Raw genomic sequence first — 23,137 nt, forward strand, 5'->3', positions numbered from 1 at the left:
ATGCAAATCCCCATCCCAGGAAAAGGATTCAGGAAATGAGAATTCTCAGCGGCATTCAGCCCTCCGGCAATCTTCATCTCGGTAATTACTTCGGCATGATGAAGAAGATGATTGCCTACCAGGAGAACGAAGATCTCTTCTGCTTTATCGCCAACTACCACGCCATGACCTCCGTCAGCGACGGCAAAGCCCTGGCGCGCGGGACCCTGGAAGCGGCGGCCAATTTTCTCGCTCTGGGGATGGATCCCGAACGCAGCACCTTCTGGGTACAGTCCGACGTCCCGGAAGTGCAGGAGCTGACCTGGGCGCTGTCGAACTTCACCCCCATGGGGCTGCTGGAACGCTGTCACAGCTACAAGGACAAGATCGCCAAGGGAATTGCGCCCAATCACGGCCTGTTCGCCTACCCGGTCCTGATGACGGCCGACATCCTGCTGTTTCAGAGCGAAAAGGTTCCGGTGGGCAAGGACCAGAAGCAGCACGTCGAAGTGGCGCGCGACATTGCCCTGAAATTCAATCATCATTACGGCGACATCTTCACCATCCCCGAACCCGAAATCGATGATGAGGTCGCAACGGTCCCCGGAATCGACGGCCAGAAGATGAGTAAGAGTTACGGCAATACCATCGATCTGTTTCAGGAAGACAAAGCGCTGCGCAAGCAGATCATGCGCATCGTCACCGACTCGACACCGGTTGAGGCCCCGAAAAACCCCGATACCTGCAATGTATTCCAGATTTACCGCCTGTTCCTCGACAAAGAACAGCAGCAGGAACTGCGCAACAGATACGAGGCCGGCGGCATGGGATACGGGGAAGTGAAGCAGGAGCTGTTTGAAACGGTGCGCGACTTCTTCGCGCCCTATGCCGAGCGGCGTCGCGAGCTGCTGGCCGATCCGGACGGCCTGCGCGCCATTCTGGCGCGCGGTGCCGAAAAAGCCCGCGCCGCCGGGGCAAAAACCTTGCGCAAGGTGCGCAAGAGAACCGGCCTGGCTTATTGAGCTGATCTTCACCCGTGAAGGATGGGCAGGACCTCACTCTTCACGGGTGAAGAAAACAAACGCCATGGCAGGACGCCGACTGCCCTCGTGCATGACGAATTTAACCGCATCGAACTGCCACCCCTGCTGCGTCCATTCATTGAGAATTGCCTCCAGCGAATCGTCTGTCACGGTACTGGTTTCCACCACTTTGTAGCGCATGGCATCACACCCTTTCCTTCCTGTCCACAAGGGGAGATTTCTACTGACTGCTCCCTCCTCCAATTAACGCTCGCCCATCCCCGTTACCGCATTTTTTTCACTTTCTGTTAAAAAACGAACAGGGTTATGACATAGCCCGAAAAATACGAAACAAACATAACGCAAAAAATAACATTTATTCACAGAAAGAAACCGTTTTTTACTTCTCCACAAAATCTTTGCGAACGCTTGCCTTTTGAAATATTTTTAAATCGTATTTTCAACAACTTACAAAGAATAAACAACTTTTCTCAGAGTAAAACACTACCCTAAATTTAAGTTTAAGGTTGACACAACTTTAGAACGGCGTATTATGTCCAGGAAAAATTGCGCCCCGATATGGTTTTTTCTGCGTTTGTTGGGGGCGCATTTCTGGTAAAAATTAAACATTTTTCTGGCCGACTCCCTCACCGGCGGAACCGAGAGAAAGGAGGCAAAACATTGTCCCCGGGCATCCGGGAAAGACTACCGCACAAACAGACGCCACTTCCCTCAGTGAGCGTTTAAGGCCCTATCGGGCCACCATGCAACAATCATTTATTTTATTTTGTCTATTTTTTCATGCCATGCGCAATCCGTAGAAACTTCCAGAGAGAAAAACAGAGAGAAAAGGAGTAACGCACATGGGACACGGACCCGCAGTCAAACTCGGCAAGGACAACGCGGCCGGGTACAAATCCAAAATCGGCATCAGCATGTTCGCCGTCTACACCATTATTTACGCCATTTTCGTAATGATCAACATTACTCAGCCAGAACTCATGCTTATCCAGATCTTCGGCCTTAACCTGGCCGTGGTGTTCGGCCTGGGGTTGATCATCTTCGCCTTCCTGCTGGCGCTTGTCTACAACTACTTCTGCACCCGGGCGGAAGCCCGCTTGAATAATTAAAGGAGGAGATGACCAATGATCTACGCACAATCCCCCCTGGCCATCGGCCTCTTTCTCAGTTTTGTTCTCCTGGTGCTTGGCCTCTCCTTCTACCTGGGGCGTCGCACCACATCCTCTTCGGGCTATTACGCCGCCGGAGGGAACGTCCACTGGTTTACCAACGGGATCGCCTTTGCCGGCGACTATCTTTCGGCTGCCAGCTTCCTCGGCATCTGCGGCATGATCGCTACCGCCGGCTACGATGGCTGGATGTACGCCATCGGCTACCTCGCGGGCTGGATGGTCGCCCTGTTCCTGGTGGCTGAACCGATGAAGCGTCTTGGCAAATACACCTTTACAGACGCCCTTGATTCCAAGTTCAACTCCAAGAGCATCCAGTTGATGGCAGCGATCAGCACCTTGGTTGTTTCGGTTTTCTACCTGATCCCTCAGATGGTCGGCGCGGGCACACTCGTCACTCCACTGCTGGGCCTTCCCCATTATGCTGGAGTCATTATCGTCGGCGTGGTCGTCACCATCATTGTCGCCAGCGCCGGCATGGCATCCACCACAATGGTGCAGTTCCTCAAAGGAGGCCTGCTGCTAATCTTCTCGACCATTCTGGTGATCTCCGTTCTGTTCCGGGGCTTGTCCACCACCCCTGAAAACGACGGCAAACCCTACCATGAATTCGCGACCTTGCAGGCCAACGTGGAAAACGGTCGCCTGATCGTAGATGATCCGGCATACAACGTTCCGGCCAACTGGCGCGATTCCGAACTTGCCGAGGCAGGGTTTGTCAAACTGACCCAAAACGGCATCGAATCGATCTGGCACATCCAGGAGAACCCTCAAGGCGGCTATGTCCTTGAAGAAGCTCTTTTCCAGGCCCAGCTCAATGACGGCACACGTATTTACAACGGCGCGCCCGCTGAAGAAGGGCGTTTCTTTCCCGTCGGCCACATGAAAGAGATCAACATGGGCGGTGAAACCGTGATGCAGACCGGCGCCATTGGCCCCCTGGCCTTTCTGCGCACCATCCAGGACAGCACCATCGTTCTGTGGGGCACCAAGCATGTCCTGACCCCCGAGGGCTACTACAGCATCTATTACCAGAAACCAACCCCGGGCTCCCATATCCTCCGTCCGGGCCTCAAATTCAAAGTGGACAATGCGACCACTGCCGAGAAGTTCAACTTTTTCTCCCTGATGCTGGCTCTATTCTGCGGTACCGCAGCATTGCCCCACATTCTGATCCGCTACTACACGGTACCCAGCCAGGCGGCTGCACGTAAATCGACCCTAGTGGCCATCGCAGCCATCGGCTTCTTCTATATTCTGACCCTGTTCATGGGCCTTGGCGCCATGACCAATGGCGTCGTCAACATCATGGATAACAACATGTCGGCGCCTCTGCTTGCACTGTCTTTTGGGGTTATCCTGTTTGCCATCATCTCCTCGATTGCCTTTGCCACCGTCCTTGGTACGGTTTCGGGCCTGATCGTGGCGGCATCCGGGGCGGTCGCCCATGACCTGATGGACAACTTCTTCGGCATGAAAATGCAGGACAAGAACAAGGTTCTGACGGCCAAAATCGCCGCTGTCTGTATTGGCGTAATTGCCATATACCTGGGCATCGTGTTCGAGGGCATGAACGTCAGCTTCCTGGTCGGTTGGGCCTTTGCCATCGCCGCTTCGGCCAATCTGCCGGCAATCCTCATGCTGCTGTTCTGGAAACGGACCACGGCGCAGGGGGTTGCGGCCTCAATCTTGGTGGGCATCGTCTCATCACTTGGCCTGATTTTGCTTTCGCCTGACATGTATGTACGTTATGGCCTGTTGCCCTCTGACGCGCCAATTTCCTTCAACAGCCCGGCAGCCATTTCCATTCCGTTGAGCTTCCTCGCCCTGGTGGTGATTTCACTGCTGACCAAGCGCGTTGAAGTGGCGGAAGATTCCACCGAGAACGCACACGCCTAAAACCTGCGGGCAAGACTCTTGCCTGATAATTCATCTTGATGGCATAATTTGGGCCGCCCTTGGGCGGCCCGATTTTTTTCCCCGCGAAAGGTTCTTATCATGCTTCGATTTCGCTTCACCCTCATTGCTTTTGGCTTTGTACTACTCTACCTCGGCTACAACGATGCTTCACTCACCCTACGCAACCAGGAACCTTTGACCATTGACCTGCGAACGCTGATCAATGAGGGAGCGCCACGGGAATGGCTACACATTACCGGAGGCCACCAGAACCTCGATGAAGCTATCTCGACTTCAGGGCAGGCTGAACGTTTCGATGCCATGCTCATCCCACTTGTCCCCAATCCTGAGGACTCCAAATTTCACGTTCTGGTTGAAACTCGCGACCCCGAACTCCTGGAATTTCTCTACACCTACCACTTTGGATTTGATAGTGTTTTTGCTCGAGAACAGTTTCGGGAAGAAGAAGCTGAAACATTCCGCGCCCCCTGGGAGGTGACCGGAATGTTGACCAGCGGCAGGGTTGCCGCCAATAATCGTGAAAAACTTTTTGAGCTGGCTGAGGCTGTCGATCTCAACATCAGCGACAATGTCGTTCTTGTCACCGAAGGAAAAACCCCTGCACGTTTTCGCGGATTCTTCTTTCTTGCCATGGGAGCAGCCGGCTTAATTAAAGGGTTTCTGATGTTTCGCAGACCCTCCACTAAACCCACGACACCACAACAGGCGGACAATCAGTAAGATAGCTGCTTTAACCTCACACAAAGGGTACTCTGCGGTTTTTCCTTGACCAGCGATCCACTCCCTATTACAATACTTTAATTGAATAGGTCTTACTGGCTGCACAGGACAATCCCAGCCGGATCAAAAATACGGCAAGGCGGACAAGGAGAAAATCATGGCGCGAGCAAATGACCGACTTGAGATGAACGAAGGCTTCGGAGACGCCGAGGATACTCAGAAAGACAAATACCTCACCTTTCACCTGGCCAACGAAGATTACGGAATCGAGATCCGTTATGTGACTGAAATTATAGGCATTCAAAAGATTACCGAAGTTCCTGACATGCCTGAATTCGTCAAAGGCGTGATCAATCTGCGCGGTAAGGTGATTCCGGTTATGGACGTTCGCACCCGTTTCATGCTGCCCCCCCTGGAATACAACGACCGCACCTGCATCATCGTGGTCAACGTCAATGGGACAGCCGTCGGGCTGGTCGTCGATGAAGTGAGTGAGGTTGCAGACATCCCCGAATCCAACATCGAGCCGCCACCACGCTCTACGCGCGCCGCTGCCAGTCACTACATTCAGGGCATGGGCAAAATCGGCGAAGACGTCAAGATTCTGCTTGATGTCACCTGCCTGCTGTACGATGAAAGCATGCTGCAGACCGCAGGAGCACAGGGAGCCGAGCTTTTCTGATCCACCTTAAAAACCTTATTCAAGCAAAAACCCAATCCGCCTCATCGGCACGAGCACGATTGGGTTTTTGCATTTTCTCCGCCTGTTTTTACGGCTGCTGTTCTTGCCGCTGCCGCCCTCTTCGTGATAAAGTAGCAAACTTGTGCTTTCGGGCTTTTTCCCGACACAAAACCAGCGCGAGGAGAGATCTTAACCATGGCAGGACATAGTAAATGGGCGAACATCAAACACCGTAAAGGGGCCCAGGACGCAAAACGCGGCAAAGTTTTCACCAAACTGATCAAAGAGATCACCATCGCCGCCCGCATCGGCGGCGGAGAGATCGAGACCAATCCCCGGCTGCGGCTGGCGATCGACAAGGCCAAACAGGCCAACATGCCCAAGGACAATATCGACCGGGCCATTAAAAAAGGAACCGGCGATCTCGACGGCGTGACCTATGAAGAAGGCTTCTTCGAGGGTTATGGCCCCGGCGGCGTTGCCGTCATGGTCGAATTCATGACCGACAACCGCACCCGCACCGTGGCCGATGTGCGCCATATCTTCAGCAAGCACGGCGGAAATCTCGGGGTCAACGGCTCGGTGTCGTTTCTGTTCGAGCGAAAAGGCCTGATCTCCTTTTCCACCGACAATGATTTCGAGGCCATTTTCGAAGCCGCCCTGGAAGCCGGAGCAGAAGACGTCAAAGACGAAGGCGATTCCTATGAGGTGCTGACCGCCCCGGAAAACTACATGGAAGTGCGTGACGTTCTGGGTGAGAACGGTCTTAAGTGGGAGAATGCCGAAGTTACTATGATCCCCCAGACCATGGTGCAGCTTGACGGCAAGCAGGCCGAACAGATGCTGAAACTGATGGATAAGCTCGAGGATAACGACGACGTCCAGAACGTCTACGCCAACTTCGACATTTCCGATGAGGAAATCGCCCGCATCATGGGCTGATTGCCAGAATCAGGATGCGAATTCTCGGCATTGATCCCGGCAGTCGCGCCACGGGATGGGGACTGATCGAAAAGCAGGGCAACCGCCTGCTGCATATCGATAACGGCGTCATTACAACCCGTGCAAGCGAACCGCTGGGCGATCGCCTCGGCACGATCTACCAACACCTGTCCAAGGTCATCACAGGCTACGCTCCCACAGCTGTTGCAGTCGAAGAGATTTTCATGGCCAAAAACGCCCGCTCCGCCCTTAAGCTCGGGCATGCGCGAGGGGTGGCTCTGCTGGCTGGGTTCAACCACGACCTGCCGATTGCCGAGTACAGCGCGTTGCAGGTCAAGAGTGCGGTGGTCGGTTACGGGCGAGCCGACAAAAAGCAGATCCAGGAGATGGTTCGCATTTTGCTGAAACTGCCCGAGATCGCTCAGGAAGATGCTTCGGACGCTCTGGCCGTCGCCATCTGCCATGCCCACAGCGCCGGCATCAATCAGCGCATTGCAGGCTCCGGCGGCCCAAACAGCCGCTAGGACTCTGTCCTATTCAACGACTACCCCCTTAATCACGGAAACCCTATGATCGCGCTGCTGACCGGGACAATCGCCTACAAATCTCTTGAGCATGTCATTCTCGACGTGGGCGGGGTGGGGTACCGTGTCGTGGTCCCCCTGTCGACCTTCTACGAGCTTCCCGACACCGGCACTACTACTCTGCATATTCACACCCATGTCAAAGAAGATATGCTCGCCCTGTACGGCTTCCTGACCTCCCGGGAAAAAGAGATGTTTATCCTGCTGCTCGGCGTATCAGGGGTTGGCCCCAAACTTGCGGTCAATATTCTTTCCAACATCCCTGCCGCCGACCTCAGCGACGCCCTGATGAACCAGGATGTGAAACGGCTTTCAGCCATTCCCGGCATCGGCAAAAAGACTGCCGAGAGGCTCTCTCTTGAACTCAAGGACAAGATTGCACGCATGTCCCCAGAGGGGCCGCGTCCCACCCCTCAGCGGGTTCATGCATCGGATGGAGCCTGTCTGGACGATGTCCTGTCCGCCCTGGTCAATCTGGGCTACAAAGAGAACCAGGCCCGCAAGGTGCTCGAATCCCTTGAGATCCCGCCGGAAACACACCTGGAGGATGTTCTCAAAGGCGCCTTGAAGATCCTGATGAAATAAAGTCGATCGCCTTCAACACAGGACCAATGCAGACTCATGGAAGATCGCCTTATCAGCCCACAGACCACCGGTGAGGAAATCCGCATCGAGGCCACGCTGCGTCCACGCTACCTCCGGGAGTATGTGGGGCAGGAGAAGGCCAAGGAAAACCTGGAGATTTTCATTCAGGCCGCCCGCTCTCGCCATGAGGCACTGGATCATGTGCTGTTCTATGGGCCGCCCGGGCTCGGGAAAACGACCCTGGCCAACATCATCGCCTCGGAGATGGGAGTCAACATCAAGAGCACCTCCGGCCCGGTGATCGAAAAACCCGGCGACCTGGCGGCGATCCTGACCAATCTCGAAGAAGGCGATGTCCTCTTTATCGACGAGATACATCGCCTTTCGCCTGTGGTGGAGGAAATCCTCTATCCGGCCATGGAGGACTACCAGCTTGATATCATCATCGGCCAGGGCCCTTCGGCTCGTACCGTCAAGCTCGACATCCCCCGCTTCACCCTGGTCGGCGCCACGACTCGCGCCGGGCTGCTTTCCTCGCCGCTGCGCGACCGCTTCGGTGTCATTGCACGCCTTGAATTCTATACGCCGGAGGATCTGACCCGCATCATCCGGCGCAGCGCCGACATCCTCGAAATTGAAACCGAGGCCGACGGCGCGTACGAAATCGCGCGCCGCAGCCGCGGGACACCCCGCATCGCCAACCGGTTGCTGCGCCGCGTGCGTGATTTTGCCGAGGTCAAAGGGAAGGGTATCATCACGCACGACATCGCCGACAAGGCACTGGAGCGGCTGGAGGTCGACAAACGTGGTTTCGACCACATGGACAACCTGATTCTGCTCACCATCATCGAAAAGTTTTCAGGCGGCCCGGTCGGGCTCGACACGCTGGCGGCCGCCGTCGGGGAGGAGAAGGATACCATCGAAGAGGTGATCGAACCCTACCTGATCCAGCAGGGGTACCTCAACCGCACTCCGCGGGGACGCAAGGCCACGGCGCTGGCGTATCGCCATCTGCAGAGGCTCCCGCCCGAGAATGATCGCCAGGATGGGCTGTTTTCCTGAACGCAGGGGGCCTTAGATCCACCTGACCTCTCTCTCATTCGATGGAGACGATTTTATGGGGATTAGATATTTCACTATTGCCCAAAAAATTGCAGCCGGCTACCTGCTGGTCAGCCTGTTCTGCCTATCAGCGGTGGTCTACGCGCTCTCGGCGCTAAGCCATCAGACCCAGCTCAACCAGGATCTGGTCAGGGTTGATTTCGCCACATTGCGCAACAAGCTTGTCGGCCAAGTAGAGCAGTTTCTGCGAGGGCACGAGCAGGCCATGGACCAACAGCTTGAACAAAAACATGCCCAGGCACGGCAGGAGCTTGATAATGAGCGTCAACTGAATTCAGATCTGACGGACAGGCTGAAAGGCCAACCTGGAAAAATTCAAGCAGATTCTGATCGAGACAGAGAAGTACTCCCCTTGAACACCCGACACGCAAGTAATTCATGGATTTCGATAGACAGACCCGCCTTGCAGCGGAACTGGCCAAATTGACGCAACAAAAGATCGACGTTGGGCGCTACCCCTTCCGTCGCGCTGAAAGCACCCCGCGACTGCTGACAGAGCAAGGCGAAATTTCTCCGCCCCTGGTGCTCTGGATCAATCGCGACAGCTTCATGGCCGGGGGCATCCTTCTGCTCGACGACGAGGCCCCCGAACAGTGCTTCTCCGCCGGCAGTGCCTGCGCCTCAGCATTAGGGGTGAGCCATTTTGTCACATGGTGCGCAACCGGCCTGGACCTCTGGCACTGCCAAGCCGACAAGCCCCCGCAGCGGATCAAGCATCTGGAAGCCCCGGCTCCAGGCAACGCCTCGGCGGAAGAATCCCACCAGGTCCTGCAGCACCTTCTGGAAGAACTTAAACCGCTTTCGGTCATGGGTGCCATCGCGCCGGAAAACCTTGGAGCTTTTTATCTGGCAAACCTGTGCCTATCCCCCCTGGCTGCAGCCGAAGAGGAATTGACCGAGACCGTCCGTAGTGCGCGCGCCAAAACACCGGACATGCCGAACCATCCCGCCCGGAGACTCGCACAGAGCAAAGGGATGCTGGTTCTTGCACGGCTGCTTGCACTCATGCGGATCAACCAGATCCCGGGAAACGTCCGCCCTGAGAAGCTCGAGCGCGCCATCGAGCTTGTTCTCTCCTATCTTCCCGGGCCCGTTATCACCGCACTTGGGGCTTTCCCTGCCGAGCCGCCCCTGCCCTATGCCAGCGCAGTTCGTTTTCACCACCTGTTTCGACGCCTGGGACAGCTGCGCTGGGGAAGCGATTCCCAGAAAGTGGGCAAGGTTCTTGAGATACTGCTCCACTACCAAGCCAGAAGCCTGGGTTTGCCCTGTATTGAAGCGACCGAACCTGTGGCGGAAGGCACCCTGCTGATCAATCCCGCCTCCCCTCGCCCGGCCGGCACTTTTTCCGAAGCTTTTCAGGAACCCGCACTAAGGGCTTTGTCCGTCTTGCTGAGAGATCATTTGGAACTTTCTCACGCCCAGGAAACCTCCACGGACATTTTCAGTTTGCAGACACGTTCAGCGCCCCGAAATGTTGAAGGTGGGCTGGTCTTGCTTTCGGAAAAAATAACTGCGGCGGAGAGGGAGTTTTTCCGATTGAAACTGCGCACCTCCTGGCCCAACCGACGCCTTTCGCTGGCGCCTAAATCCCCCCGTTATATCTGGGAGGCCGCCCATATTACCGGGCTCGCCGCCGACGGCGCCGTTATCCGCCTGACGCTGCCTGCCACCTGGCTCGTTCATGCATATGGCAACAGCTTCTACAACCTGATAACAGAACAGTTCAGCATAATCAGGCTTGAGACCTTATCCCGGAGCCAGCTTTGCCTTACGCTCGAAAAGCAGCCCGACCTGAGCTGCGAAACGATCTTAAGGGGGCCCTGCGGGTCGCGAGCTTTTAACTGGCATACGCTGCGGCAGCAACCCCGCAGTTTTCTGAACCTGGCCCTGCGAGCCCCCGACTGCGTTCTCGAACTGCTCCAGCAGCAGAGACTCTCATTTAACTACGGCCCGGAAGCTTTTGCCGCGCCCCCCGGGATAGAGCGTTTTTTTGCCAGCCGGCTCGGAGGCTACCTGTGGAAGTCCCTGTCTCCCGGTCATCCCCTGCCGAGTTCCGGGCAGGTGGCCAATGAATGCCGCCGTCATCTTGTTCCACTGCCCGATCCCGAACTTTTGCAGCGACTCGCCGCCCTGTCTGAACCGGACGCCGAGAAAATAGAAAAAGCCATCCAGCAAAACCTGGGCGAATTCTCAGGGCTACCTGCCCCTGAGCTGACCCCTGGTTCGGACGAAAGCGCCACACAGCGAAGCAAGCGTATCCGCGAAGAGGAAACAGCCCAGATCATCTCCGAGGTTTTCAAAGACGGGGTACCCCGCTTTCCTCAGAACTACCTGTACGATATTTACCGTCCGGAACTGCAAAAATTCGAGGTCAATGGAACCTTGCAGCAAACCAGCGAGTTCCTCGGGATGTTTGAACTCACCGATAGCAGCGGGCAGGTCATCCAGGTTGAGGGGGAAGAGACCGCACGCGCACTCGAACTGGCCACCTTCAGCGAACAGACATTGATCGAGCTGCCTACAGACCGGCATCTGACCGCCTCCATCGTGGGAAAATACCTAGACGACTTGAACAGGCTCCAACAGGATCTGCTGCATCAGACTTACAGCCGTCGCGACAAACCTCGCCTTGCCCGACAGTGGGCCCGCCGGATCTGGAACAGCCTGCCGCTGCCGCCGTGGGAAGAACTTGAGGAACCTTTTACGACAAAAAGATCTTGATGGGCCGGTGGGGGCAGGGTCTATACTGTTGGAGATAATTACATTCGTTCGGGGAGAAATCTATTCATGAAGGTTCTGCTGCACATGTGCTGTGCCAATTGCGCCATCTATCCCGTCGAGGAGCTGCGCTCGGCGCAACACGAGGTCACCGGATTTTTCTTCAATCACAATATCCATCCCTATCAGGAATACCGCAAGCGTCTCGAGACGGTGCAGCAATATGCCGAGATCTGCTCCCTGCCGATGGTCTACCGGGACGCCTATCTGCTGGAGGAGTTTCTGGCCCAGGTTGCCGCTGACCCTGCAGCCCGCTGCAACTACTGCTACCGCTCTCGCCTGGAGGAAACAGCAAAGCACGCGGCCGAGCAGGGCTTTGAAGCCTTCACCACCAGCCTGCTCTATTCGCGCTACCAGCAGCATGACGCTATCGCTTCTTATGGGCGCCAGCTTGCGGAGGAATGGGGGCTGACCTTCATCTATGAGGACTATCGCCGCGGCTGGCAGCAGGGGATTCGCACGTCCAAGGAGATGGGACTTTACCGCCAGCAATACTGCGGCTGCATCTATTCTGAAAAAGATCGCTATCACCCACGGCAGGGTTAGATCATGTCCCCAGGAAAGTCTCTCATCATCCTTGGTCTCGTGCTGGTCGCCGTCGGCCTGATGCTGCATTTCAGCGGTAGAATCCCTTTCCTGGGCAGATTGCCGGGAGATATTCGCATTGAGAAAGAAGACTTCTCCTTCTATTTCCCACTGGGTAGCTGTCTGCTTCTTTCATTGGTCCTGTCTCTGCTGTTCTGGCTTTTTAAACGTTGAACTCCATTGGACGAAAAATAATGCCCTCAGAAAAATCGGCTCCATGCATCGGCCTGGCCCTGGGCAGCGGTGCGGCTCGCGGTCTCTGTCATATCGGGGTGCTCAAGGTTCTTGAGAAGGAACAGATCAGAATCAACTGCCTGGCGGGCACCTCCATCGGAGCTTTTATCGGCGCACTTTACGCCGCCGGCATGTCCCCCGAACAGATGGAGGAGGTGGCAACCGGTCTGGACTGGAAGCGCCTGGCTCGCCTGATCGACCCGGTTGTGCCGACGGCAGGCCTGATTGATGGCGCTCAGGTGGCTGAGTTCATGGCGAAACTGCTCCCGGCGCGCACCTTTGAGGAGCTGCGCATGCCGCTGGCCGTCACGGCCACAGATGTTGAGACAGGAGAAGCACTGATCATCCGCCGCGGCAACCTGGTCGACGCTTTGCGCGCGGCCATCGCCTTTCCCGGCATCTTTACACCGGCCCGGTTCGGAGATCGCTTCCTGATCGACGGGGGGCTGTGCAATCCTGTCCCCGTCGATGCGGTCAGGCAACTGGGCGCTAAAAACATTATCGCCGTCTGTGCCATCCCACAGGTCGAAAAGCCCACCCACGAAACCTACCTCCCGCCGACAGAGGCGCCGGCACGGACATCAAAGCGGCGGCTTCCTCTGTTCAATACCACGCGCATCGAAAAGATTTTTGGCGAATTATGGCGGGCAAGGCCTTTCGCCGGACGGCAGCCTCCTCCAACAAAACCGGAGAAACGTCCTCCTAGCATTTTCAAAGTATGTGCGCAAAGTGTTGCCATTATGGAGAATCAGATCAATGAGCTGCGCCTGCAGCAGAACCATTTCGACGTTCTGATCCGTCCCGAATTCAATGATCTGACCCTGCTGGAGTTTCATCGCGCGGCCGAAGCGATTGCAGCCGGCGAAAAAGCGACGCAGGATGCACGCTCCGACTTGGCGCACCTGCGTTGCTGAGTGACGACAAATACGACCCTGTAACTGTTCAGCATGGGAGTGACGACCCCGCGAAGTGAATAGCCTGTTTTTTCAATGTCTGAAATTCCTTCAAGGAATTACGATTGCATCAAAGTGCAGTCATGTTAGACTCTTGAGACAAAAATGACTCTCATCCCCAAGGAGGAACTGATGTTTGAACTTGCTGAAAAAATCATGCTGACCGGCATGGGCGCACTTTGCATGACCCAGAAAAAGGCAGAAGAATTGGCTAAGGAAATGAAAGAACGCTTCAACATGACAGAAGAGGAAGGCAAGGCATTTATCGAAAAAATGCAGCAGAACTTTGAACAGTCCCAGCAGAAGCTCGAGGAAATGGCTCAGCAGGAAGTCCGTCGTGCCGCCGAACGCCTCGGCATGGTCACCCGCGAGGAATTCGAGCAACTCCAGCAGCGCATTGAGCAGTTGGAGCAAACCCTTGCGTCTTCAAAGAAATGATCTGCGTTGTTGACGCAGCGATTCTGAAAAAATGCTGACCTTCGCGCGGATCAACCGCAACATCCGTTCGATCAAACGCTACCGCTACATCCTCGGTATCCTGATCAAGTACGGCTTTGGCCATGTGGTCGAACAGCTCAATATCGACTATTATCTCGAATTGGGCCGACGCATCGTTACGCTCGGCACGGCCTCGAAAAACGTCGACCGCTTCAGCCAGGCCGAAAGGTTGCGTCTGGCCATGGAGGAGCTGGGGCCGACATTCGTCAAACTGGGGCAGATCCTTTCCACCCGCCCCGATGTCATCCCCCGCGAATTTATCGAAGAATTCCGAAAACTTCAGGACGAAGTCCCGGCCGTACCCGTGTCCGAGTTGCGCGAGCAGGTCCGTCGCGAACTGGGGATGGACTTCGATGAAATCTTCGCAGAATTCGATTCAGAACCCATTGCCGCCGCCTCTATCGCCCAGGTTCATCGCGCCCGCCTCAAAAGCGGCGAGGAAGTGGCGGTTAAAATCAGGCGCCCCGGCATCGTTGAAACGGTTGAAACCGATCTCGACATCATGGCGGGGCTCGCCTTTCTGGTCGAGCGACATCTGCCTGGTGGCGAACTCTACGACCCGACCGGTCTGGTTAAAGAATTCCGCCGCACCATTTACCGTGAAATGGATTTTGCCCGGGAAGGTCACACGGTCGATCGCTTCCGCGTCAATTTTGAAGAAGACCCGACAGTTTACGTTCCCCAGGTTTTCTGGGACTTCACTGGAGAAACGGTTCTGACCCTGGAGTATGTCGAGGGGATCAAGGTATCCGACCTGGAATATCTCAACGAACAGGGGTGCGATCTGCCGACCATCGCCCGCCGGGGGGCCGATTCCTTCCTCAAGCAGGTGCTGATTCATGGTCTGTTTCATGGGGACCCTCACCCGGGAAATTTTTTCATCCTGCCCGACAATGTCATCTGCCTGTTGGACTACGGGATGGTGGGGCGCCTCGACGAACCGCTTAAGTACCGCTTGGTCGATCTGCTCTCTGCCATATTGCAGCGCGATGTCGATCGTATTATCTCGCTGATGCTCTATTCCGGCGACATCAGCGATGAAACCGACCTCAAAAGTCTGCGACGCGATCTGTCCGAATTCATCGACGATTATTATGAAACACCCTTGGGAGAACTCAACGTCGGCCGCCTTTTAATGGAATTCGTCGACCTGATGAACGCTTATCGCATCAAGTTCCCATCCGACCTGATGCTGCTGGCTAAAGCACTGGTCACCATGGAAGGGATCGGCCGTCAACTCGATCCCGAATTTAACATGATCGAGCATCTACGGCCGTTTATGGAAAAACTGATCCGCGAGAGATTGTCGCCCGGCAATGTTTCCAAAGAAGTCCTCGGGGTGCTTCAGTCCTACGGTTCCCTGTTCAAAACCCTGCCGCGGGACATGAAGGAGTTCATCAATCGGGTCAATCGCAACAAGTTCAAAATCGACCTTGAACACCGCGGACTTGAAAAGCTGATGAACGATCTCGACAAGGCCAGCAACCGCCTGTCATTTTCCATGCTGATCGGTTCCCTGATCGTGGGCAGCTCCCTGATCATCCAATCGGATAAGGGGCCGCAGCTTTTCGGCTTTCCCGTTCTGGGGATCTTCGGGTATACCATCGCCGGCTTCCTCGGCCTCTGGCTCGCCTTTGCCATTTTACGTTCAGGCAGGCTTTAACCCTCCTCTCCAACATTCCCCATTATCGCATCTGCTTGTGTCCATCCCACCACAGCCTCTGGATGCAGAGTTGCAACACTGCCGCTTGGAAGCCACTGCCCGAAATCTGTTTTCCTGTTTTATATCAACAACTTCCACATAACCAAATTTATGGCAAAATATTTGCATTATGTTAGAGCTTGAAAGCGCACGCACTGTTGCACCAGGAGGAAGATTTGCTTTTTCAACGAACTCTCGCCAATCCCGTCGCCATCTCAGGTATCGGCCTTCATTCCGGCCGCTGCATCACCATGCACCTGCGACCTGCCGAAGCGGGAACCGGCATCTTATTTCACCGCTCCGAAGGCGAGCGCACTGTAACCATTGAGGCCCATGTCTCCAATGTTGTTGACACCAGGCTTGCGACCGTCATCGGCAAAAGCGGCTTGAGCGTCTCAACGGTGGAACACCTGCTCGCCGCCCTCAGTGCTCTGGGCATCGATAATCTTCACATTGATATCGATGGCCCCGAAGTGCCGGTGATGGACGGCAGTGCCGCTCCCTTTGTCGACCTTCTGGAAGATGCGGGACTGAGAAAACTCAATCGCGGCCGCAAGTTTCTGGCCATTCGCGAGCCGATTTCACTGGTCGACGGAGAGAAGAGAGTTTCTCTGATTCCGTCGCGGTTTTTCCGCGTCTCTTTCGATATCGCATTCGATCACCCGAGCATCGCGCTGCAGAACTATTCCTTCAAGCATTCCTCACGTCAATTCCGCAAGGAGATTGCACCTGCGCGGACTTTCGGATTCCTGCAGGAAGTCGAGTACCTCAAGGCCAATGGCCTGGCTCGCGGCGGATCTCTTGACAACGCGATCGTGATTGACGACAAAGGAGTTCTCAACCCTGAAGGACTTCGCTTCCCGGACGAGTTCGTGCGGCACAAGATTCTCGACAGTATCGGGGACTTCAGCCTCATCGGCTATCCGATTCTGGGCCACATTAAAGCGTACAAGGCCGGCCACGACATCAACAGCAAAATGGTTGAAAAGATACTTGCAACTCCGGAGTGTTACAAGCTTGTTGAATTCTCCGATGATGCCCTCAGGGCTGCGCAGGCCGGACCGGTTCCCGCCTTTGTCGGTGATCTGATTCCTTCCAAAATTTAAATGCAGACATACCGTCTGTCCCTGATTGACCAAAGCGGCCCCAAAGGCCGCTTTTTTTATTCTTCTTCCCTTGCAAACCAAGGAAAACATCAAATAAACTGGGATCTTATTTTGCCTTGCGAGGAATAAGATGACAGGCTCAAAAAAACAACCGACACCGCAACGGATTGAACATCGCAAGCGCCGCCGAGAGTGGGGACTTATCCTTTTAAGTCTGCTGCTGGTTTTTGCCCTGACTCAATACGAATCCCGCCTTCTCGATCTGACCTCCGAGGTTTCCCTGGTCAACAGTATCCTCGTATTGGCACTGATCAACGTCAATATCCTGCTGATCATTCTGTTCTTCTTTCTGGTTTTCCGCAATCTGTTCAAACTTATCCTTGAACGAAGGCGCGGCGTGCCGGGCGCACGAATCCGCAGTAAACTGGTCGTCGCATTCGTGGCCCTGTCACTGGTGCCGACGATGCTTCTTTTTTTCGTTTCCGCCGGTTTCATCACCAATACCATTGAAAACTGGTTCAACAATCAGATCGAAAATTCTCTGCAGGAATCTCTCGAAGTCGCTGAGACCTACTACAAAAACTCTGCGTCCAACGCCCTGTACTATGGCGAGCAGCTGGCACGCATCATCAAGCGCGACAAACTGCTCAACGAAGCAAACCTGGAACAGCTTAAGGAATTTATCCAGGAAAAGCAGCTCGAGTACAATCTGGGCATTGTCGAGGTTTTCTCTTCCACCTATGAAGAACTCGTCCGGGTGAGCAACCCTTCTGTGCCCGCTGCTGATTTCACCGATCCCGGCTCTGATGCAATCCGCGAGGCACTTCAGGGCAATCGATTCACCCGCATTACGCCTGTTGGAAAGGCCGATCTGATCCGCGGCATTGTTCCTGTCTACTCCAACTGGAACCCCGAAGATGTCGTCGGCGTTGTCGTAGTCAATTACTATGTCCCTTATTCCCTGGTCAGCAAAATGAAAGAGATTAAGTCCTCTTTCGAGCAGTACAAAGGCACAAAGCTGCTCAAGGGGCGCATTCAGATGGGGTACGTAGTCGTCCTGCTGCTGATTGCACTCGTCATCATCTTTCTCGCTACCTGGTTCGGCTTCCACCTGGCGCGCGGCATCACAGTACCGATACAGGAGCTGGCTGTGGCCACCAACCGCATTGCACAGGGTGATCTCGATGTGCGCATTGAGGTCGACAGCGATGATGAAATCGGCACCCTGGTAGATGCTTTCAATACCATGACTGCAGATCTGCGCCGCAGCCAGAAAAGTCTTCAGGCGGCCAACCGTGAACTGCAGTCATCAAATCTCGAACTGGATCAGCGTCGCCGTTACATGGAAATCGTTCTGCGCAATATCACTGCCGGAGTCGTAGCGGTGGACCGCGGTGGATTTTTCACCACGGTCAACAAGTCGGCGGAGAAACTCCTGAACACCAGTGCTTCAAAAGTGCTGGGAAAAAATTTCCGTGAGGTGCTCGAGCCGGAATATCTTCCACTGGTCAAAGACATCCTGCGGGACCTGATGGAAACGGGTAAGGATCATGTCAGCAAACAGGTGACGATCCCCATTCAGGAGAACAAATTGACCCTGATGGTCAACGTCACAACCTTGCGTGACGAAAACGGCGAATTTATGGGCACTGTCGTTGTTTTCGACGACCTGACCCAGTTGATCAAGGCCCAGCGGATGGCGGCATGGCGCGAAGTCGCCCGGCGCATTGCCCATGAAATTAAAAATCCGTTGACACCGATTCAACTCTCCGCGCAACGTCTGCGCCGGCGTTATCTTGAAAAATTCAGCAAGGACGATACGGTTTTCGATGAATGCACGGGCATGATCATCCGGCAAGTTGACGAGTTGAAAAACCTGGTCAACGAGTTCTCCAATTTTGCCCGGATGCCGGCCAGTCGCCCCACTCCAAACAACCTGAACCAGATTGTTGCCGAAGCACTTATTCTGTTCGAGGAAGGGCACAAAGAAATCGATTTCTCTTTCGATCCCGATCCCGAGGTGCCGGTTTTCAACCTAGATCGCGATCAGATCAAACGATCGGTCATCAACCTGATCGACAACGCTGTTGGTGCAATGGATCAGCCTGGAACGATACACCTGGAAACGCACTTCAACCACGAACTGAAAATGGTCACGCTCACCGTCAAAGACACCGGCTGCGGCATTGCTCCTGATATCAAGTCTCGCCTTTTCGAGCCGTATTTCTCCACAAAAAAAACAGGTACCGGCCTGGGGCTGGCCATTGTCTCCACGATCATTTCCGACCACAACGGCTATATCCGGGTCAGAGATAATCGCCCCAAAGGAACCCAATTCATCATTGAACTCCCGATCACGGACAATTCGCCCCAAACACACTCGTTCAACGGGTGATTTTCTAAATACAGGACATCAACATGAAAACAATACTGATCATTGACGACGAAGACAGCATCCGCTTCAGCCTTGACGGCATCCTGCAAGACGAGGGATTTCGCCCTGTGTTTGCCTCCAACGGCGAAGAAGGACTTGAAAAAATAAAAGAAGAAAATCCGGACCTGGTTCTGCTCGACATCTGGATGCCAGGCATAGACGGCCTTGAAACTCTGCGGCGCGCCAAGGAGCAATGGCCTGATCTGCTGGTGGTTATGATGAGCGGCCACGGAACGATTGAAACCGCGGTCAAAGCCCTTAAAATGGGAGCCTATGATTTTATCGAAAAACCGCTGGCGTTGGAAAAAGTACTGCTCTGCGTGCAGAACGCCCTGAAGATGGGACAACTCCTTGAGGAAAACCGCACCCTGAAGGCCAGGATTGCCAAAGATTACGAAATGATTGGAGAGAGTGCGCCCATTGCCGACCTCAAACAGCAGATCTCCATTGCCGCTCCTACCAATGGCTGGGTGCTGATTACCGGGGAGAATGGGACGGGTAAAGAACTGGTGGCCCGCGCCATCCACAATTTGTCCAACCGGCGTGACAAGCCGTTTGTCGAAGTGAACTGCGCTGCAATTCCCGAGGATCTGATCGAATCTGAACTGTTCGGTCATGAAAAAGGTTCATTTACCGGCGCTACGACCCAGCGAAAAGGTAAATTCGACCTGGCGAACGAAGGGACACTATTCCTTGACGAAATTGGAGATATGAGCCTGAAGACCCAGGCCAAGGTATTGAGGATTCTCCAGGAGAGAAAATTCGAGCGTGTCGGGGGGACCCGTACCATCGAAGTTGACGTTCGCGTTATTGCGGCAACAAACAAAAATCTTGAAGAAGAGATACAGAATGGCCATTTCCGCGAAGACCTTTTTTATCGCCTCAATGTCCTCCCCTTCCATGTTCCGCCGTTGCGCGAGCGCAGAGAGGACATCGCATCACTCGTCAGGCATTTTCTGGCTCATTTCTCCCGCCAGGAAAGCCGTGAGGAAAAAACCATGGCCCCGGACGCCATGAAGGTACTGCAGAATTATTCCTGGCCCGGGAATGTACGCGAGTTGAAAAACCTTATAGAGCGACTGGTCATCATGACACCCGGCAACGAAATAAGGCTCAAGGACCTACCCGCCAATCTAACCAGCAAGCAGAATTCGTCGTTTTCGTCCGGCCTGACCGGCAGCCCGCTGGATGCGGGCAATTTCAGAGAGGCAAAAGAAGAATTTGAGCGGGAGTATATCCTGAGAAAGCTGCAGGAAAATGAATGGAACATTTCACGCACTGCGGAAGAGATCGACCTGGAGCGCTCAAATCTCCATCGCAAGATAAAGGCTCACGGAATTGAGTTGAAGAAGTAAAAAATCTTCCGGGCACAAGTCGATCACGCGCTCACTTTCAGAAGCGGGGCAGCGAGGTCGGCTTGTGTCCGCGGATATTGCGGCTTCTGAAGAACACTAACGAAAAAAAGCCCACCTCGCAAGGAGATGGGCTCTGAAAATATTCCGGCGGCGACCTACTTTCCCACATAGTTACCCATGCAGTATCATCGGCGCTGTAGGGCTTAACTTCTGTGTTCGGGATGGGAACAGGTGTGACCCCTACGCTATCGCCACCGAAAACTGTGTAATCGGTGTGCAATTGCTTAAGACGATTTCTCTTCTTTTTCCAAGCTACGGGTATCTGTTGTATATGGAAGAGACCGGCGGCAGGCGCTGCCTGCCGCCGGTTCTTCACGCAAAAACTTTTTATGGTCAAGCCTCACGGTCGATTAGTACCGGTTAGCTCAGGACATTGCTGCCCTTGCACACCCGGCCTATCAACGTCGTCGTCTCCGACGGACCTTCAGGGGATTGCTCCCGGGGAGATCTCGTCTTGAGGGGGGCTTCCCGCTTAGATGCTTTCAGCGGTTATCCTTTCCGAACATAGCTACCCTGCCATTGCCTCTGGCGAGACAACAGGAACACCAGTGGTTCGTCCATCCCGGTCCTCTCGTACTAAGGACAGATCCTCTCAAATCTCCTGCGCCCACGGCAGATAGGGACCAAACTGTCTCACGACGTTTTAAACCCAGCTCGCGTACCGCTTTAATTGGCGAACAGCCAAACCCTTGGGACCGACTACAGCCCCAGGATGCGATGAGCCGACATCGAGGTGCCAAACCTCCCCGTCGATGTGAACTCTTGGGGGAGATAAGCCTGTTATCCCCGGAGTACCTTTTATCCGTTGAGCGACGGCCCTTCCATACAGAACCGCCGGATCACTAAGACCTGCTTTCGCACCTGCTCGACGTGTCTGTCTCGCAGTCAAGCTCCCTTATGCCTTTGCACTCTTCGGCTGGTTTCCAATCAGCCTGAGGGAACCTTCGCGCGCCTCCGTTACTCTTTAGGAGGCGACCGCCCCAGTCAAACTACCCACCAGGCAGTGTCCCCGACCCGGATCACGGGCCTAGGTTAGACACCCAGAACAACAAGGGTGGTATTTCAAGGACGACTCCACCGACACTGGCGTGCCAGATTCATAGTCTCCCACCTATCCTACACATGCTGTCCCGAATGTCACTGCCAAGCTGTAGTAAAGGTTCACGGGGTCTTTCCGTCTTGCCGCGGGTAGACGGCATCTTCACCGCCAATTCAATTTCGCTGAGTCCCTGGTTGAGACAGTGCGGAAGTCGTTACGCCATTCGTGCAGGTCGGAACTTACCCGACAAGGAATTTCGCTACCTTAGGACCGTTATAGTTACGGCCGCCGTTTACCGGGGCTTCGGTTCAATGCTTCGGGTTACCCCTAACACATCCCCTTAACCTTCCGGCACCGGGCAGGCGTCACACCCTATACTTCCTCTTACGAGTTTGCAGAGTGCTGTGTTTTTAGTAAACAGTCGCTACCGCCATTTCTCTGCGACCCCCTTCGGCTTCGCGTGCGAATCGCTACACCTAATGGGGGCACACCTTCTCCCGAAGTTACGGTGTCATTTTGCCGAGTTCCTTAACCAGAGTTCTCTCAAGCGCCTTGGCATTTTCTGCCCGCCCACCTGAGTCGGTTTTCGGTACGGTCTGTTGTGACCTGAAGCTTAGAGGCTTTTCTTGGAAGCGTGGGATCAACCACTTTGTGGGCTTAAAGCCCTCGTCATCACGCCTTGACGTTTTAAATAAAGGAGCGGATTTGCCTGCTCCTCCCGCCTACACGCTTGAACCGGGACGTCCAACACCCGGCTGGCCTACCCTTCTCCGTCCCCCCATCGCAGTCACTACAGGTACAGGAATATTAACCTGTTTCCCATCAACTACGCCTTTCGGCCTCGCCTTAGGGACCGACTAACCCTCAGCAGATTACCTTTACTGAGGAAACCTTGGGCTTACGGCGTGCGGGTTTCTCACCCGCATTTTCGCTACTCATGTCAGCATAATCTCTTGTGGTTCCTCCAGCCGTCCTCGCGGTCGACCTTCTGCGGTTGCCACAATGCTCCCCTACCACTCATGCCTTAAGGCACGAATCCGCAGCTTCGGTGCTGTGCTTGAGCCCCGTTACATTTTCGGCGCAGACCCACTCGACCAGTGAGCTATTACGCTTTCTTTAAAGGATGGCTGCTTCTAAGCCAACCTCCTGGTTGTCTGGGCGATTCCACATCCTTTACCACTTAGCACAGACTTAGGGACCTTAGCTGGCGGTCTGGGTTGTTTCCCTCTTGACAACGGATGTTATCACCCGCTGTCTGACTCCCGTACATTCATTTCCGGCATTCGGAGTTTGATTAGGTTTGGTAATCTGGTAGGACCCCTAGCCCATTCAGTGCTCTACCTCCGGAACGATTCATACGAGGCTATACCTAAATATATTTCGGGGAGAACCAGCTATCTCCGAGTTTGATTAGCCTTTCACTCCTATCCACAGGTCATCCCCTCAGTTTTCAACCTAAGTGGGTTCGGGCCTCCACGAAGTGTTACCTACGCTTCACCCTGCCCATGGATAGATCACTCGGTTTCGGGTCTACTCCCAGCAACTCATTCGCCCTGTTCAGACTCGCTTTCGCTACGGCTCCACCTCGATCGGCTTAACCTCGCTGCTGAGAATAACTCGCTGACTCATTATGCAAAAGGCACG

20 protein-coding genes and 2 rRNA genes (1 of these 22 running past the window's edge) are annotated in these 23,137 nt (G+C 54.6%); 19 read left to right on the plus strand and 3 right to left on the minus strand.

Annotation, left to right across the window (positions count from 1 at the left end):
* Positions 1-35: 35 nt before the first annotated feature.
* On the plus strand, positions 36-1,001 hold the full coding sequence (gene trpS / locus GSUB_RS12045; protein ID WP_040200991.1) for a tryptophan--tRNA ligase: 966 nt from the start codon (positions 36-38) through the stop codon (positions 999-1,001).
* A gap of 33 nt (positions 1,002-1,034) precedes the next feature.
* On the opposite strand, the gene GSUB_RS18695 is transcribed toward trpS, so the two are convergent.
* A complete protein-coding gene (locus GSUB_RS18695; protein WP_084212014.1) occupies positions 1,035-1,202 on the minus strand; it encodes a DUF4177 domain-containing protein in 168 nt (55 codons plus the stop codon).
* A 662-nt stretch (positions 1,203-1,864) separates the two neighbouring features.
* Here GSUB_RS18695 and GSUB_RS12050 point away from each other — a divergent pair.
* The 18 genes from GSUB_RS12050 (at position 1,865) to GSUB_RS12135 (ending at position 20,394) form a co-directional block, all read left to right on the plus strand.
* Entirely contained in the window at positions 1,865-2,131 is a 267-nt protein-coding gene (locus GSUB_RS12050; protein WP_040200992.1) for a DUF485 domain-containing protein, read from the plus strand.
* Between the two features lie 15 nt (positions 2,132-2,146).
* Positions 2,147-4,090, plus strand: coding sequence for a sodium/solute symporter (locus GSUB_RS12055; protein ID WP_040200993.1), 1,944 nt, complete (start codon positions 2,147-2,149; stop codon positions 4,088-4,090).
* A gap of 99 nt (positions 4,091-4,189) precedes the next feature.
* Positions 4,190-4,831: a hypothetical protein gene (locus GSUB_RS12060; RefSeq protein ID WP_040200994.1), complete on the plus strand. Its 642-nt coding sequence runs from the start codon at positions 4,190-4,192 to the stop codon at positions 4,829-4,831.
* A gap of 157 nt (positions 4,832-4,988) precedes the next feature.
* A complete protein-coding gene (locus GSUB_RS12065; RefSeq protein WP_144402007.1) occupies positions 4,989-5,513 on the plus strand; it encodes a chemotaxis protein CheW in 525 nt (174 codons plus the stop codon).
* A 195-nt stretch (positions 5,514-5,708) separates the two neighbouring features.
* The gene (locus GSUB_RS12070) at positions 5,709-6,455 is read left to right on the plus strand and encodes a YebC/PmpR family DNA-binding transcriptional regulator (protein WP_040200995.1); all 747 of its coding nucleotides are present in this window, start codon (positions 5,709-5,711) and stop codon (positions 6,453-6,455) included.
* Positions 6,456-6,469: 14 nt separating this feature from the next.
* Entirely contained in the window at positions 6,470-6,979 is a 510-nt protein-coding gene (gene ruvC / locus GSUB_RS12075) for a crossover junction endodeoxyribonuclease RuvC (RefSeq protein WP_040200996.1), read from the plus strand.
* 45 nt (positions 6,980-7,024) lie between these two features.
* Entirely contained in the window at positions 7,025-7,624 is a 600-nt protein-coding gene (gene ruvA / locus GSUB_RS12080) for a Holliday junction branch migration protein RuvA (RefSeq protein WP_040200997.1), read from the plus strand.
* Positions 7,625-7,660: 36 nt separating this feature from the next.
* The gene (ruvB, locus tag GSUB_RS12085; RefSeq protein WP_040200998.1) at positions 7,661-8,686 is read left to right on the plus strand and encodes a Holliday junction branch migration DNA helicase RuvB; all 1,026 of its coding nucleotides are present in this window, start codon (positions 7,661-7,663) and stop codon (positions 8,684-8,686) included.
* A gap of 55 nt (positions 8,687-8,741) precedes the next feature.
* Positions 8,742-9,173 carry a hypothetical protein gene (locus GSUB_RS12090; protein ID WP_040200999.1) on the plus strand — a complete coding sequence of 144 codons (432 nt, stop codon included), beginning with the start codon at positions 8,742-8,744 and terminating at the stop codon, positions 9,171-9,173.
* A complete protein-coding gene (locus GSUB_RS12095; protein ID WP_144402008.1) occupies positions 9,125-11,470 on the plus strand; it encodes a hypothetical protein in 2,346 nt (781 codons plus the stop codon). The genes GSUB_RS12090 and GSUB_RS12095 overlap by 49 nt, the downstream gene beginning before the upstream one ends.
* 66 nt (positions 11,471-11,536) lie before the next feature.
* Entirely contained in the window at positions 11,537-12,073 is a 537-nt protein-coding gene (locus tag GSUB_RS12100; protein WP_040201001.1) for an epoxyqueuosine reductase QueH, read from the plus strand.
* 3 nt (positions 12,074-12,076) lie between these two features.
* Positions 12,077-12,286, plus strand: a complete 210-nt coding sequence (locus GSUB_RS12105) for a DUF2905 domain-containing protein (protein ID WP_040201002.1) — start codon at positions 12,077-12,079, stop codon at positions 12,284-12,286.
* Between the two features lie 20 nt (positions 12,287-12,306).
* Positions 12,307-13,260, plus strand: coding sequence for a patatin-like phospholipase family protein (locus GSUB_RS12110; protein ID WP_052464901.1), 954 nt, complete (start codon positions 12,307-12,309; stop codon positions 13,258-13,260).
* A 171-nt stretch (positions 13,261-13,431) separates the two neighbouring features.
* Complete coding sequence (locus tag GSUB_RS12115; protein WP_040201003.1) at positions 13,432-13,737, plus strand: phasin family protein; 306 nt, start codon at positions 13,432-13,434, stop codon at positions 13,735-13,737.
* Positions 13,738-13,768: 31 nt separating this feature from the next.
* Positions 13,769-15,460, plus strand: a complete 1,692-nt coding sequence (gene ubiB / locus GSUB_RS12120) for a 2-polyprenylphenol 6-hydroxylase (protein WP_040201004.1) — start codon at positions 13,769-13,771, stop codon at positions 15,458-15,460.
* A gap of 215 nt (positions 15,461-15,675) precedes the next feature.
* Positions 15,676-16,605, plus strand: coding sequence for a UDP-3-O-acyl-N-acetylglucosamine deacetylase (gene lpxC, locus GSUB_RS12125; RefSeq protein WP_040201005.1), 930 nt, complete (start codon positions 15,676-15,678; stop codon positions 16,603-16,605).
* Positions 16,606-16,735: 130 nt separating this feature from the next.
* Positions 16,736-19,000 (plus strand): sensor histidine kinase, encoded by a 2,265-nt coding sequence (locus GSUB_RS12130; RefSeq protein ID WP_040201006.1) that lies wholly within the window; start codon positions 16,736-16,738, stop codon positions 18,998-19,000.
* 23 nt (positions 19,001-19,023) lie between these two features.
* On the plus strand, positions 19,024-20,394 hold the full coding sequence (locus tag GSUB_RS12135) for a sigma-54-dependent transcriptional regulator (RefSeq protein WP_040201007.1): 1,371 nt from the start codon (positions 19,024-19,026) through the stop codon (positions 20,392-20,394).
* A 142-nt stretch (positions 20,395-20,536) separates the two neighbouring features.
* Here the strand turns inward: GSUB_RS12135 and rrf are convergent.
* A 5S ribosomal RNA gene (gene rrf / locus GSUB_RS12140) occupies positions 20,537-20,653 on the minus strand.
* 130 nt (positions 20,654-20,783) lie between these two features.
* A 23S ribosomal RNA gene (locus GSUB_RS12145) occupies positions 20,784-23,137 on the minus strand; it runs 609 nt beyond the window's last position.

The sequence above is a fragment of the Geoalkalibacter subterraneus genome (assembly GCF_000827125.1).
Classification (GTDB): domain Bacteria; phylum Desulfobacterota; class Desulfuromonadia; order Desulfuromonadales; family Geoalkalibacteraceae; genus Geoalkalibacter_A; species Geoalkalibacter_A subterraneus.

Coding starts and splice junctions, on each gene's coding strand:
- GSUB_RS12070 (WP_040200995.1), top strand. CDS start 5,709: ATGGCAGGACATAGTAAATGGGCGAACATCAAACACCGTAAAGGGGCC.
- GSUB_RS12135 (WP_040201007.1), top strand. CDS start 19,024: ATGAAAACAATACTGATCATTGACGACGAAGACAGCATCCGCTTCAGC.
- ubiB (WP_040201004.1), top strand. CDS start 13,769: ATGCTGACCTTCGCGCGGATCAACCGCAACATCCGTTCGATCAAACGC.
- GSUB_RS18695 (WP_084212014.1), bottom strand. CDS start 1,202: ATGCGCTACAAAGTGGTGGAAACCAGTACCGTGACAGACGATTCGCTG.
- GSUB_RS12095 (WP_144402008.1), top strand. CDS start 9,125: ATGGATTTCGATAGACAGACCCGCCTTGCAGCGGAACTGGCCAAATTG.
- trpS (WP_040200991.1), top strand. CDS start 36: ATGAGAATTCTCAGCGGCATTCAGCCCTCCGGCAATCTTCATCTCGGT.
- GSUB_RS12115 (WP_040201003.1), top strand. CDS start 13,432: ATGTTTGAACTTGCTGAAAAAATCATGCTGACCGGCATGGGCGCACTT.
- GSUB_RS12060 (WP_040200994.1), top strand. CDS start 4,190: ATGCTTCGATTTCGCTTCACCCTCATTGCTTTTGGCTTTGTACTACTC.
- GSUB_RS12110 (WP_052464901.1), top strand. CDS start 12,307: ATGCCCTCAGAAAAATCGGCTCCATGCATCGGCCTGGCCCTGGGCAGC.
- ruvB (WP_040200998.1), top strand. CDS start 7,661: ATGGAAGATCGCCTTATCAGCCCACAGACCACCGGTGAGGAAATCCGC.
- GSUB_RS12055 (WP_040200993.1), top strand. CDS start 2,147: ATGATCTACGCACAATCCCCCCTGGCCATCGGCCTCTTTCTCAGTTTT.
- GSUB_RS12130 (WP_040201006.1), top strand. CDS start 16,736: ATGACAGGCTCAAAAAAACAACCGACACCGCAACGGATTGAACATCGC.
- GSUB_RS12050 (WP_040200992.1), top strand. CDS start 1,865: ATGGGACACGGACCCGCAGTCAAACTCGGCAAGGACAACGCGGCCGGG.
- GSUB_RS12065 (WP_144402007.1), top strand. CDS start 4,989: ATGGCGCGAGCAAATGACCGACTTGAGATGAACGAAGGCTTCGGAGAC.
- ruvA (WP_040200997.1), top strand. CDS start 7,025: ATGATCGCGCTGCTGACCGGGACAATCGCCTACAAATCTCTTGAGCAT.
- GSUB_RS12100 (WP_040201001.1), top strand. CDS start 11,537: ATGAAGGTTCTGCTGCACATGTGCTGTGCCAATTGCGCCATCTATCCC.
- GSUB_RS12090 (WP_040200999.1), top strand. CDS start 8,742: ATGGGGATTAGATATTTCACTATTGCCCAAAAAATTGCAGCCGGCTAC.
- ruvC (WP_040200996.1), top strand. CDS start 6,470: ATGCGAATTCTCGGCATTGATCCCGGCAGTCGCGCCACGGGATGGGGA.
- GSUB_RS12105 (WP_040201002.1), top strand. CDS start 12,077: ATGTCCCCAGGAAAGTCTCTCATCATCCTTGGTCTCGTGCTGGTCGCC.